This is a genomic window from Notoacmeibacter ruber, from assembly GCF_003668555.1.
GTDB classification, from domain to species: Bacteria; Pseudomonadota; Alphaproteobacteria; order Rhizobiales; family Rhizobiaceae; genus Notoacmeibacter; species Notoacmeibacter ruber.
This window is the reverse complement of sequence record NZ_RCWN01000001.1, coordinates 2,115,114-2,127,525: the sequence shown is the minus strand read 5'-3', so window position 1 is coordinate 2,127,525 and position 12,412 is coordinate 2,115,114. Positions and strand designations below refer to the sequence as shown.

The window sequence follows — 12,412 nt, the reverse complement described above, 5'->3', positions numbered from 1 at the left end:
TCGGGGCTTGCCGCGACGTTCATCAATGGCTCTCCCCGAGATAGGCTTCCTTGACCTTGGGACTGTTGCGCACCTCGTCCGGCGTGCCTTCTGCGATGATCCGGCCCTGTGCCAGAACAGAAATGCGATCGGCCAGCGAGAAGACCACATGCATGTCGTGCTCGATGATGACCTTGGTCATGCCGCGATCCTTCAGCGTTTTCAGAAGCTCGATCGTCGTATTGGTATCGTGTCGCGCCATCCCGGCCGTCGGTTCGTCCAGCAAGAGCAGGCGAGGCTTCTGGATCAGGCACATCGCCATCTCCAGGCGGCGCTTGTCGCCGCGCGACAGGGAGCCCGCATCGGTATGCCGTTTCTCGTAGAGGCCGACATCCTGAAGATTGGCCTCGGCCTGTTCGCGGATCTCGCCTTCTCCTGCCAAGGCCCTCATCGGGTTGAACTTGAACGCGCCATCACGGCGCGCAAAGGCGGGAATCATCACGTTTTCGAGCAGTGACAGGTCGGCGAAAATCTCCGGAGTCTGAAAGACGCGGCTCACGCCGAGCTGATTGATCTGGTGCGGCGTGATTTCGTCGAGCGTGTTGCCATCGAAGATCACATGCCCGGTATCGGGGGGAATGCGCCCGATGCAAACATTGAGCAATGTGCTCTTGCCTGCGCCATTCGGCCCGATAATAGCGTGGACCGTGCCCTCCTTTACCGACAGATCGACGTCCGTGAGGGCTTTGAGGCCTCCAAAGCTCTTGTTCACATCCGCGACGTGCAGGACGACGTTTTCATTGCTCATCGGGTCACTCCGCCGCTACGACGCTGCCTTCGGCGGCATCGTCCTGGGATTTCTTGCGAGAGAAAAGCGCGCGGATCCGCGCAATGCCTTCCATGATACCTCCGGGAAGGAAGATCACGACGATCATGAAGACGAGGCCCAGCGTGAGGAACCATCCTTCGCCCACGAAAAGACTGGCCACTTCCACGACCAGCTCGCGCAGGTCGGCAGGCAGGAAGGAAAAGGTCGCGTTGAGCGCGTTCTCGTTGAAGGCCGAGAAAATGTTCTCGAAATACTTGATGACGGTGGCGCCGATCATGGGGCCGACAAGGGTGCCGACACCGCCGAGAATCGTCATCAGCACGACCTCTCCCGATGCGGTCCACTGCATGCGCTCGGCACCGGCCAAGGGGTCTGTCGCGGCCATTAGCGATCCGGCGAGGCCGGCATAGATGCCGGAGATCACGAAGGCTGCCAGCAGATAGGGCCGGGGGTTGAAGCCCGTATAGCGCATACGCGTCTGGTTCGACTTGATCGCCCGCAGCATCATGCCGAAGGGCGAGCGGAAGATGCGGATCGAAAGGAAGAAACAGATGATGAGCAGAACGGCGCAGAAATAGAAGCCGGCAATGCCGCCGCCGGAGATATCGAAGCCGAAGAAGCTGGTGCGCGGCAGGCCGATGCCCTCCGAAACACCGAGCGCCCGATCCAGCATCCTTGGATCGCTGAGTTCAAGCTGAAGGCCGGTCTCGCCATTGGTGATGGGTGTCAGCACCGAATAGGCGACATTGTACATCATCTGCGCGAAGGCCAGTGTCAGGATCGAGAAGTAGATGCCCGAACGCCGCAGGCTGACATAGCCGATGACGAGGGCAAAAAGACCGGCGCAGACCATCGCGAAGAGGGTCGAGATGATGACGTTCATGCTCAGGAGCTTGAACATCCAGACCGCCGCATAGGAGCCGACGCCCAGAAACGCGGCGTGACCGAAGGACAGATAGCCGGTCAGGCCGAACAGGATATTGAAGCCGATCGCGAAGATACCGAAGATGCAGAATTTCTGCATGAGGCCTGGATAGGCCGCGCCCAGCGGCGCGAGCCATATCGGTGCCGTCAGTACCACGAGCGAAAAGCCGAGAAACAGGAGCCAGTCTTTTCCGGACATATTGCCGAACATGTCAGTCCTCCATGACGCCTTTTCGACCCATCAATCCACGCGGAAGGATCAGCAGGATGACGACGGCGATGAGGTAAATGATGATCTGGTCGATGCCAGGCAGAATGGACTTCACCTCGGTCATGGAAGCGAAGGATTGCAGAATGCCGAGGAGGAAGCCGGCCAGCACCGCTCCTGCGAGCGATCCCATGCCGCCGACCACGACCACGACGAATGACAGGACCAGGAAGTCCATGCCCATGTGGTAATCCGGGGGCAGGATGGGCGTGTACATGACCCCCGCCAGGCCTGCGACGACTGCGGCGATGCCGAAGACGACCGTAAAGCGCTTTTCGATGTCGATGCCGAGAAGGCCGACGGTCTCGCGATCGCGCATGCCGGCGCGAACCACCATGCCGTAGGTGGTGAATTGCAGGAAGGCGAAGACGGCTCCGATACAGAGCAGGGAAAAGAGGAAGTAGATCAGCCGCCACCACGGGTAGACGATGAAGCCGTCGACCCCGAGCATGGCGCCGATATTGGCGCTTCCGTTCACTACGTCCGGTGCGCCCTGAGGGATCGGATTGGCTCCGAAGAAGTGCTTGATGACCTCCTGCAGAACGATGGCGAGGCCGAATGTCACCAGAATCTGATCGGCATGAGGGCGATTATAGAAATGGCGGATCAATCCGCGCTCCATGATCACGCCGATGACCAGCATGATGGGAATGGCGATCAGGATAGAGATGGGAACGGAATAGTCGACAAGAAAACCGCCCACATCGCCAAGCATCGCCTGCACATAAGGCTCGCGAATTTCCATCGGCGTGCCCCATGGGGTGGTCTGAGTCTCGTCGATCCTCACGGTTTCGATGTTCAGGAGACGGTTGAAGACCACGGCGCAGAAGGCGCCAAGCATGAAAAGAGCGCCATGGGCGAAATTGACGACGCCCAGCGTGCCGAAGACGAGTGTCAGGCCGAGAGCGATCAGCGCGTAGGCGCCGCCCTTGTCCAGTCCGTTGAGTAGTTGAAGAATCAGCGCGTCCATCGCGTTGCGATCCTGCCCTGTTACGGTGTTCGTGGCGTGAGCTACGAAAATGAAGGGGAAGACCGGCCGCCAATGCGGCCGATCTCATTCATGACCGTTTATTGGCGCTCAGCACTTCTTGGCGTCTGCCGGGCCGAGGTCACCGCCAAAGATCGACGGATCGTAGGTGACCTGATCGCGGGCGACGATCTTTCGAACCTCGAGGAGGTCGAACTGATCCTTCGGGTCGTCCTTGCCCTGCACCACCAGCACGTCCTTGAAGCACTGGTGGTCGGCGCCGCGATAAAGCGTCGGGCCGTTGCCAAGACCGTCGTGCTCGTAGTCTTCCAGCGCGTTGATGACCTCTGGCGCAAAGAAAGTGCCCGCCCGCTCGCACGCATCGGCGTAGAGAATGGTCTGGGCGAAGGCCGTCTGGGCTGCCTGACTCGGCGGCTGGCCATATTTCTTGCCGAAGGCCTGCGTGAAGGCTTTGGTGCCTTCATTGTCCAGCTTCCAGTCCCAGTTGGCCGTTCCCAGAATGCCCTTGATGGCCGGCCCTGCGCCTTGCGCCATCAGTTCCGAGAAGAGCGGCACGACGACCTGGAAATCCTTCCCGTTGACCTGCTTGTCACGAAGGCCGAACTGCACGGCCTGGGTGAGGGAATTGACCATGTCCTTGCCGTAGTGGTTCAGGATGAGCACATCGGCGCCGGAATTGAGCACGGGGGTGATGTATTGGCTGAAATCGCCTGCGCCGAGCGGGGTACGGACAGCCTGCGCCGTTTTCCAGCCCTGCTTCTCAGTGGCGTTCTTGATCGACTCTTCCTGGGTCCATCCCCAGGTGTAGTCGGCGGTCAGGTGGTATGCCGTGCGGTCGGTGCCATATTCCTCGGCCAGAACAGTGCCGAGCGCTTCGCCGGACATGTAGGCGTTGAAGAAGTGGCGGAAGCCATAGCGCTTCTTGTCCTTGCCGGTCGTGTCGTTGGAGTGTGTCAGCGCCGCCATGAAGATGACGCCGCGTTCCTGACAGAGCGACTGAACCGCGATCGCAACGCCGGAGGAAGAGCCGCCCGTGACCATGATGGCCCCGCCATCCTCGATCATCTTCTGCGCGGATGCCCGTGCGGCGTCGGACTTGGTCTGGGTGTCGCCGGTCACATAAGTGACCTTCTTGCCCAAAATGCCGTTGCCCTTCAGGTTACTGGCGCCCGAAAAGGCGGAAATGGCGCTCGCATCGCTATCGCCGTTAAGAATATCGACGGCGAGCTGATAGGCGCGCAATTCATCCGCGCCCTCGTCCGCATAGGGACCGGATTGCGGAACGTTGAAGCCGAGCACGACTTCGCTGCCGGTCGGTACGTTGCAGGACATCTGGTCCTGCGCATACGCGCCTTTGATGAAATGCATCGGCGCGCCAAGCGCCACGCCGGTCGCCGCACCGGCCTTGAGCAGACCGCGGCGCGAAAAATTCAGTTTGGACATAAGCATCCTCCCAGGGTTTTGCCTTCGGCCCTCCCCGGCCGTTGGTCGCGAAACACTAAGAGGGTTCTTTCCCATTTTGAAGCAAAGACGGCAAAACTGCGGCGAAGGTATTATGTGCAACGCAGTAAATCGGCTCGATTTAATTTGCACTGCAAAAATAATTCGCTGAAAACTGCCTCTTTTATATGCAGGAAAGGGTAAAAGTGTTCTGACCCGATCTGGTCAGGCGAATCGCGCCAAGAAAAATCGCACGTGAAAAGGCGGTCCCACCGAATGCATTTCATTTTACGAGGTCTTTTTCTTTTGCCCTTCCTGCTGCTGTCGCTGACAGCCGCCCAAGCGCGTCTGGTCGGCGCGGCTGGCGAAGACGACTTGCGCTTCGCCAGCCTTCTGGATCGGGCGGTGGAGAAGCGCTTTATCCTGATCGGCGAAATCCATCCGGCAGCGAGCCACCACGCTTTCCAGGCACGGCTGATCGAGGCGCTTGCCGATCGTGGCCGCGAGCCGCAGATCGTGCTGGAGATGGTGACACGGGCCATGGACGAGGTTCTCGATCGATGGATCGCCGGCGAACTCCAGCCGGAGGAACTGGAGCCGGCGCTTGGCTGGAATGAGAGCGGCTGGCCGGATTTCGAAATCTACCGACCGATCTTCGACGCTGCGAAAGCCCATGGTCTGAGGATGCGCGGCGCGGCCCTGGAACGTGACGAGCTGATGAAAATCGGCACGGGCGGACGCGACGCCCTTTCGTCGGCGCGGACAAAGGAACTTCTGCTGGATCGACCGCTAGAGGCGGCGGGGCGACAGACCCTGCTGCGGACCATCGTTGAAAGCCATTGCGGCATGGTGGATGAGAGGTCTGCCGAACCGATGGTGCTGATGCAAAGCGCCCGCGATGGCGCGATGGCGCGCATCATGATCGAGGCAGGATCGGTCGGTGCGATTCTCATTGCCGGGGACGGCCATGTCCGGCGCGATCATGGCGTGCCACGATTCTTGCCAGCGGATCAGAGCCTGGCGATCGGACAGATTGAGAGCGACACAGCGCCCGAGCCGGCCGATGGGGCTGCATTTGACGTGATCCGCCTGACGCCGGCCGTCGACAGAGGCGACCCATGTGCACGGTTTCGGAAGGACGCGGCAGAAGAGGCACCATCCGAAAGCCGGAAATAAAATCGTTTGAAGGCTGGCAGGCCGTCTGCGCAAGCATTGAAGCCCCTGGTCCAGCAACCCACTTAGCATGAGAAGCGATTGCCCTTCGAGGGCTGGGCCTCCGATGTTCTGGAGGCGAAACGCTTCCTGTTCGACGAGACCGGAGAAGGGAATGTTCGAAGGGTTCGATGCGATTTTTCTGGCGCGCTTGCAGTTCGCCTTCACCGTTTCCTTTCATATCATCTTTCCAGCCTTTTCCATTGGTCTCGCCAGCTATCTCACCGTATTGAACGGCTTGCATCTGTGGACCGGCAAGCCGGTTTATCTCTCCCTTTTCGACTACTGGAAAAAGATCTTCGCCGTCGCCTTCGGTATGGGCGTCGTCTCCGGCATCACGATGAGCTACCAGTTCGGCACCAACTGGAGCGTGTTTTCCGACAAGACCGGCCCCGTACTCGGTCCGCTCATGGGATATGAGGTTCTGACAGCTTTCTTCCTCGAAGCCGGCTTTCTAGGGGTGATGCTGTTCGGTCGCGAACGGGTGGGCGAGAAACTGCACTTTTTCGCCACGGCGATGGTCGGCGTCGGAACCCTGATTTCCGCCACCTGGATCCTTGCCGTGAACAGCTGGATGCATACACCGGCAGGATATTCCATCAATGAGGTCGGTCAGTTCGTGCCGGAAGACTGGTGGGCGATCGTCTTCAATCCGTCCTTTCCCTATCGCCTCGTTCACATGGTGCTCGCAGCCTACCTGACGACCGCTTTCGTCGTCGGGGGTGTCGGTGCGCTTCACCTGCTGCGACGGGATATCGATACGCCTGGTGCCAGGACGATGTTTTCGATGGCGATGTGGATGGCGACGCTCGTCGCGCCGATCCAGATTTTCGCAGGCGACCTGCACGGACTGAACACGCTTGAGCATCAGCCGGCCAAGATCGCTGCGATGGAAGGTCATTACGACGATCACCCCGACGGGGCGCCGCTGATCCTCTTCGGTCTGCCCGACGATGATGCTGAGACGGTTCGCTACAGCGTGGAAATCCCGAAACTCTCTTCGCTTATTCTCACGCATGAGTTGGACGGCCCCCTGCGCGGACTGAAAAGCTGGGCCAAAGACGAACGGCCACCGGCGGAACTTATTTTCTGGACCTTCCGGGTGATGGTCGCCATTGGCTTTGCTATGCTCGGCTTTGGTATCTGGAGCCTTTGGGCGCGCTGGCGCGGCCGGCTTTATCGCGCGCCGTGGCTGCACCGCGCAGCGGTGATCATGTCGCCGATGGGCTTCGTCGCCGTTCTCTGCGGCTGGATCACCACGGAAGTCGGCCGCCAACCCTATGTGGTCTACGGCATGCTGAAGACGGCAGAGGCCGCTTCGCCTCTGGCGGCGCCCGCCGTCGGCACCTCGCTCATGGCCTTCATCGTCATCTATACGGCCGTCTTCGGCGCGGGCACCTATTACATATTGCGCTTGATGAACCGTCCAGCGATCGCAATCGATGAACCGGTCGACAGCGAAGGGCCGGTACGTGCGGGCGGTATCATGCCCGGCCCAAGCCACGGAAAGGATGCGGCCGACCATGCCTGAGTTTGATCTCGCATTCATCTGGGCCGGGCTGATCGCTTTCGCGGTACTGGCCTACGTCATTCTGGACGGCTTCGATCTTGGAGTGGGCATCCTGTTTCCGCTTTTCGACAAGGGGGTGCAGCGGGACCAGGCCATGAACTCGGTGGCGCCCGTCTGGGACGGTAACGAAACGTGGCTCGTTCTTGGAGGCGGCGGATTGATGGCGGTGTTTCCGCTGGCTTACGCGACCGTGCTGCCGGCTCTTTACGCGCCGATCATCGCCATGCTGCTCGGCCTCGTCTTTCGGGGCGTGGCGTTCGAATATCGCTGGCGTACCCATCGCGCACGATGGATCTGGGACTGGGCCTTCTTCTCCGGCAGTTTGGTCGCGGCACTGGCGCAGGGCATCGCGCTCGGTGCGCTGGTGCAAGGCATTGCGATCGAAAATCGGGAATATGTCGGCGGGTGGTGGGACTGGCTGACGCCTTTTTCCATGCTCACAGGGGCGGCTCTTGCTGTCGGCTACGCCCTTCTGGGTGCGACGTGGCTGAACATGAAGACGACCGACGCTGTGCGTGAGCGCGCGCGCAGCTTCGTATGGTGGGCGATGCTGGCCACACTGGCCCTGATCGGAATCGTTAGTCTCTGGACGCCCTTTATCGACCCGCTTTATTACGAGCGCTGGTTCACGTTTCCGACGGAAATCTTCTCGTTTCTCGTGCCTGCCGCGATTGTTGGCTGCGTCTGGATCATGTGGCAGGGCATGGTTCGAAACAGGGATGCATGGCCGTTCCTGTCAGCGCTCGGCATCTTCATTCTCTGCTATATCGGCATCGGGATCAGCTTCTATCCTTATATCGTTCCCGCCGCGCTGACGATCGAAGAGGCTGCCGCACCGGAGGCCTCGCTGGAGTTTCTCCTTGTCGGCGCCATCGTTCTGGTGCCGATGATCCTCGGCTATACGATCTATGCCTATTGGGTCTTCCGCGGGAAGGTCGATCCGGAAAGCGGCTATCATTGAAAGGTCCTGAGCCAAGCAAATCGCAGCGGAGCATGGCCGCGAAGCTCGGCTGGTTTCTCCTGCTTTGGCTCTTCGGCGTACTTGCGGTCTCGGCCCTTGGTTACGGCATTCGGCTGATGATCGGACCCTGAACCTTTTATTGACCGACCGGTCGGCAAAATTTACGATAGAAGGATCGAGCCGGGCGTTCAGAGGAGGGAGCCATGACCGAGGCATTTATCTGCGATTATATTCGTACACCGATAGGCCGATACGGTGGCGCGCTCGCGCCGGTGCGTGCCGATGACCTCGGCGCCATTCCCCTGAAGGCCATCGCGGAACGCAATCCCTCCATGGATCTGGAAGCCATCGACGACGTTTTGCTCGGCTGCGCCAATCAGGCGGGCGAGGATAATCGCAATGTCGCCCGGATGGCCGTGCTGCTGGCCGGTTGGCCCGACCTCGTGCCGGGTGCGACGCTGAACCGGCTATGCGGCTCGGGCCTCAACGCGATTGCCGATTGCGCTCGTGCCATCCGCGCGGGCGATACGGATCTGATGATCGCTGGCGGGGTCGAAAGTATGAGCCGTGCACCGTTCGTCATGCCGAAGGCGACCAGTGCTTTTTCGCGTGACAACACCGTTTACGACACGACGATCGGCTGGCGTTTCGTCAATCCGAAACTCGCCGAGCAGTATGGCACCGATTCCATGCCGGAAACCGGTGAAAATGTCGCCGAGGCCTATAATATCAGTCGAGACGACCAGGACGCTTTTGCGATGCGCAGCCAGCAGAAGGCGGCCGCAGCGATGAAGAATGGCCGCTTCGCCAGGGAGATCGTCCCTGTTTCGATCCCCCAGCGCAAGAAGGAACCGATTCTCGTCGACACGGACGAGCATCCCCGACCCGACACCACACTGGAGAAATTGTCCGGATTGCCGACCCCTTTTCGCGAGGGCGGCACGGTGACGGCCGGCAATGCGTCTGGTGTCAATGATGGAGCGGCGGCTCTCATCATAGCGTCGGAAGAGGCTGCCAAGCGCCATGGGCTCACCCCCATTGCACGTGTTCTCGGCGCAGCGACGGCCGGCGTGCCCCCTCGCATCATGGGAATGGGCCCCGCGCCGGCGACGAAGAAACTCTGCGCGCGGCTCGGCCTCAAGTCTGGCGATTTCGATGTGATCGAGCTGAACGAGGCCTTTGCCAGTCAGGGGATTGCCGTGCTGCGGGATCTCGGCATCGAGGAGACAGCCGAACATGTGAACCCGAATGGCGGGGCGATCGCGCTGGGTCATCCACTCGGCATGAGCGGTGCACGCATTGGCGGAACGGCCGCTCTGGAGTTGAAGGAACGCGGCGGCAAGCTGGCTCTGGCCACCATGTGCATCGGTGTCGGACAGGGAATTGCGCTTGCTATGGAAGCTGTCTGATAACCGGACGGCTCAAGCCGCCATCAATTCGCGCACGGCGATCATGTCGTCGCGAAAGCGCGCGCGCTCATCCGCCTTGTGTCTCTCATCGGGAATGCGCAGCAGGAAGGAGGGGTGCACGGTGATGAAGACCTGTCTGCCTCCTTCACTTTCCAGGATCTGGCCGCGCTCTTTGGTGACTGCCATCGACCGGCCGAGAAGGCTTTGCGCTGCTGTTGCGCCCAGCGCCACGGTGAGCTCCGGATCGATCAGCTGCAGTTCCTGACCGAGCCACCAGCGGCAGGTCTGGACTTCATCCCCATTCGGTTTCTGATGCAGCCGAAATTTGCCGCGCGGCTGGAATTTGAAGTGCTTGACTGCATTGGTCACATAGACCGATGAGCGGTCTATGCCTGCTTCCTCAAGTGTTGAATCGAAAAGCTGCCCGGCCGGTCCGATAAACGGCTGGCCGGCAATATCCTCCTTGTCGCCCGGCTGTTCGCCGACGAAGACGAGCCGCGCATCGGCCGGCCCTTCGCCGAAAACCGTCTGGGTGGCCGGCTCGTGGAGGGGGCAGAGGCGGCAGGCCTCCGCCTGTTTTCGCAAGGTGGCCAAGTCGTTGGCAGGAGGCGGCGGCGCATTGTCGGTTTCGGCCATATGAGCACTCCTCCAGTGCCGGTCGCGAATGGCGGCATGGGTCGGCGGAGGGGTGCTGGGCATGGCGGCAACCATGGCCTTCGCCCGGTTCTCGGCACCCGCGATCATGTCCGGAATGAGCGCCGCCTCCGGCATGTTTTTCCAGTATTTCTTCGGCATTTCCGACTGCATTGCCTTCACCTTCAATCGGGCAGGGTTGAAGATGTTGGAGAAATAGGTGCGCCACAGTTCCTCGGTCGCATCATCTGACGGTGCATCCGAACGTCGCGCGGGCGGTCCCGCAGTGAGCGTTTCACGATCCCAATGTATCGACCCCTTCGGCGTCAGGATCGACCAGTTCATCTGCGCGAAGCGGCGCGTGAAAAAGCCGGCCTCACGTTCGACGATGAAATGATCGGGTTCGAACCACGCGACATAATGGGCTTCGTCGTCCCTCGCGTCCATATCGCCGGTCTTTCGAAAGCGCACGAAAGCATGCATCTTGTGCGCGTCGCGGCGAATGGACTTCCCCATGGCTTCGAGGCGCCGAATGTCGGGGTCGGACGCGATTTTCATCAGATTGGGCTCGGCGAGAAGCCGGCAAAGCAGGTGATAGAGAAAGTCGTAGCGATCTGCATCGGAGTGATGGGTGGCCGTTTGCGCCTTCTGCACGAAACTTTTGGCAATATCGAAAGTGATATCTCCAGACGCGTTGGGCAGAGGTTCTGAGGCGCCGGCAAAAAGCGATTGCGACGACGATGACGGTGTCAGGAACGTGACGGATGACGCAGGTACGCCCGACATCGCCAAAGCGCGTGCGGCTTTGCGCCAGCCCTCGAAATCGGTCTCGGTTTTCAACGAGATCGTAAAATACTCGCTCGCAGTTCCCGCATCTTCTGTCATTGTCGCCCCACTAAAAAAGGGCCAGTTGCTGCGGCTCTGGCGAGAGACGCGCGCGAAGGTTTTCCATCTCGGTCAAGCCGCCGGGTGACCAGCCCACCGCCGTAATGAACGGCCTGATCTTTTCGATGGATTGGACAAGCGCGCCGATATCTTCCAGCCGGAGCGTGCGGTAGCGGCGCACTTGCAGAATTTTCATCACCGATTTGGCACCCAAACCAGGGACGCGAAGCAAGGTCTCCTTGTCGGCACGATTCATGTCGACTGGAAAAAGATGTCGGTTCCGCAGCGCCCAGGCGAGCTTCGGGTCGATCGCAAGATCGAGCATGCCGTCGGGCGATCCGGCCAGGATCTCTTCATTATCGAATCCGTAAAATCGCATCAGCCAATCGGCCTGATAAAGCCGGTGCTCGCGCATCAAAGGCGGTTTCATCAGGGGCAGGGCGGCTGATGAGTCCGGAATGGGTGAAAAGGCCGAATAATAGACGCGCTTCAGATGATATGAACTGTAAAGCCTGGCAGAGCTTTTCAGAATCACCGCATCCGGCGCCGGATCGGCACCGACGATCATCTGCGTGGATTGACCGGCCGGCGCGAAGCGTGGCTTTTTTCGTGTGCGGAGGGTCGGTTCGCTCTTCTCTTCGATCGCGCCGCGCACCGTTCCCATGGCACGGCGGATCGTCTGCGGCTTCTTTTCCGGGGCAAGGCGTTGCACGCCGCTATCGGTCGGCAGTTCCACATTGATGGACAAACGGTCGGCATATTGCCCCGCCTGTTCCAGCAGGGCCGGGTCGCATTCAGGAATGGTCTTCAGGTGAATATAGCCTTTGAAGCCATGGTCATTGCGCAGGCGACGGGCGATCTCGACCATCTCGCCCATCGTGTCATCGGGCGAGCGGATGACCCCCGATGAGAGGAACAGCCCCTCAATATAGTTTCGCTTGTAGAATTCGATGGTGAGATCCACCACTTCGGCAATGGTGAAGCGGGCCCGTTTCGTGTTCGACGACGATCGGTTGATGCAATAGCTGCAATCGTAGATGCAAAAATTGGTCAGCAGAATTTTCAGCAGCGAAATACAGCGGCCATCCGGTGCATAGGCATGGCAAATGCCCATGCCTTCGGTTGAGCCGAGGCCGCCCTTGCGGCTGTCGCGCTTGGCCGACCCGCTCGACGCGCAGGACGCATCATATTTGGCGGCATCGGACAGAATCGACAGCTTATCCCGAACACTGAGTTTACCCATATGTTCAGTTTATGTTCGTGTTAGGTTCACGTCAATAGAACATCGATTCGCGCCGATTCGATAAAATCGAA

At 60.0% G+C, this 12,412-nt stretch carries 10 protein-coding genes; 4 read left to right on the top strand and 6 right to left on the bottom strand.

Going from position 1 to position 12,412, the window contains the following annotated elements; genetic code table 11:
* Positions 1-22 precede the first annotated feature (22 nt).
* The 4 genes from D8780_RS10130 to D8780_RS10115 all read right to left on the bottom strand — a co-directional run bounded on the left by D8780_RS10130 (position 23) and on the right by D8780_RS10115 (position 4,437).
* Positions 23-787 (bottom strand): ABC transporter ATP-binding protein, encoded by a 765-nt coding sequence (locus tag D8780_RS10130; RefSeq protein ID WP_121645482.1) that lies wholly within the window; start codon positions 785-787, stop codon positions 23-25.
* A gap of 4 nt (positions 788-791) precedes the next feature.
* On the bottom strand, positions 792-1,943 hold the full coding sequence (locus tag D8780_RS10125; protein ID WP_121645481.1) for a branched-chain amino acid ABC transporter permease: 1,152 nt from the start codon (positions 1,941-1,943) through the stop codon (positions 792-794).
* A 1-nt stretch (position 1,944) separates the two neighbouring features.
* A complete protein-coding gene (locus D8780_RS10120; protein WP_121645480.1) occupies positions 1,945-2,970 on the bottom strand; it encodes a branched-chain amino acid ABC transporter permease in 1,026 nt (341 codons plus the stop codon).
* Positions 2,971-3,078: 108 nt separating this feature from the next.
* Positions 3,079-4,437: a substrate-binding protein gene (locus D8780_RS10115; protein WP_121645479.1), complete on the bottom strand. Its 1,359-nt coding sequence runs from the start codon at positions 4,435-4,437 to the stop codon at positions 3,079-3,081.
* Positions 4,438-4,704: 267 nt separating this feature from the next.
* Between D8780_RS10115 and D8780_RS10110 the strand changes: the two genes are divergently transcribed.
* From D8780_RS10110 to pcaF, 4 genes are all read left to right on the top strand, one after another.
* Positions 4,705-5,604, top strand: a complete 900-nt coding sequence (locus D8780_RS10110) for a ChaN family lipoprotein (RefSeq protein WP_121645478.1) — start codon at positions 4,705-4,707, stop codon at positions 5,602-5,604.
* A gap of 151 nt (positions 5,605-5,755) precedes the next feature.
* A complete protein-coding gene (locus D8780_RS10105; protein ID WP_121645477.1) occupies positions 5,756-7,171 on the top strand; it encodes a cytochrome ubiquinol oxidase subunit I in 1,416 nt (471 codons plus the stop codon).
* The gene (cydB, locus tag D8780_RS10100) at positions 7,164-8,171 is read left to right on the top strand and encodes a cytochrome d ubiquinol oxidase subunit II (protein WP_121646508.1); all 1,008 of its coding nucleotides are present in this window, start codon (positions 7,164-7,166) and stop codon (positions 8,169-8,171) included. Before D8780_RS10105 ends, cydB begins: the two co-directional genes overlap by 8 nt.
* Positions 8,172-8,374: 203 nt before the next feature.
* Entirely contained in the window at positions 8,375-9,580 is a 1,206-nt protein-coding gene (pcaF, locus tag D8780_RS10095) for a 3-oxoadipyl-CoA thiolase (RefSeq protein ID WP_121645476.1), read from the top strand.
* Between the two features lie 12 nt (positions 9,581-9,592).
* On the opposite strand, the gene D8780_RS10090 is transcribed toward pcaF, so the two are convergent.
* Together D8780_RS10090 and D8780_RS10085 are read right to left on the bottom strand one after the other, a co-directional pair.
* Positions 9,593-11,098: a UdgX family uracil-DNA binding protein gene (locus D8780_RS10090; protein ID WP_121645475.1), complete on the bottom strand. Its 1,506-nt coding sequence runs from the start codon at positions 11,096-11,098 to the stop codon at positions 9,593-9,595.
* A 10-nt stretch (positions 11,099-11,108) separates the two neighbouring features.
* Complete coding sequence (locus D8780_RS10085; protein WP_121645474.1) at positions 11,109-12,341, bottom strand: putative DNA modification/repair radical SAM protein; 1,233 nt, start codon at positions 12,339-12,341, stop codon at positions 11,109-11,111.
* Positions 12,342-12,412: the final 71 nt, after the last annotated feature.

Bases quoted from the DNA above. Each gene is read 5' to 3' on its own strand.
- D8780_RS10130 (WP_121645482.1), bottom strand. From the start codon at position 787: ATGAGCAATGAAAACGTCGTCCTGCACGTCGCGGATGTGAACAAGAGC.
- D8780_RS10125 (WP_121645481.1), bottom strand. From the start codon at position 1,943: ATGTTCGGCAATATGTCCGGAAAAGACTGGCTCCTGTTTCTCGGCTTT.
- D8780_RS10120 (WP_121645480.1), bottom strand. From the start codon at position 2,970: ATGGACGCGCTGATTCTTCAACTACTCAACGGACTGGACAAGGGCGGC.
- D8780_RS10115 (WP_121645479.1), bottom strand. From the start codon at position 4,437: ATGCTTATGTCCAAACTGAATTTTTCGCGCCGCGGTCTGCTCAAGGCC.
- D8780_RS10110 (WP_121645478.1), top strand. From the start codon at position 4,705: ATGCATTTCATTTTACGAGGTCTTTTTCTTTTGCCCTTCCTGCTGCTG.
- D8780_RS10105 (WP_121645477.1), top strand. From the start codon at position 5,756: ATGTTCGAAGGGTTCGATGCGATTTTTCTGGCGCGCTTGCAGTTCGCC.
- cydB (WP_121646508.1), top strand. From the start codon at position 7,164: ATGCCTGAGTTTGATCTCGCATTCATCTGGGCCGGGCTGATCGCTTTC.
- pcaF (WP_121645476.1), top strand. From the start codon at position 8,375: ATGACCGAGGCATTTATCTGCGATTATATTCGTACACCGATAGGCCGA.
- D8780_RS10090 (WP_121645475.1), bottom strand. From the start codon at position 11,098: ATGACAGAAGATGCGGGAACTGCGAGCGAGTATTTTACGATCTCGTTG.
- D8780_RS10085 (WP_121645474.1), bottom strand. From the start codon at position 12,341: ATGGGTAAACTCAGTGTTCGGGATAAGCTGTCGATTCTGTCCGATGCC.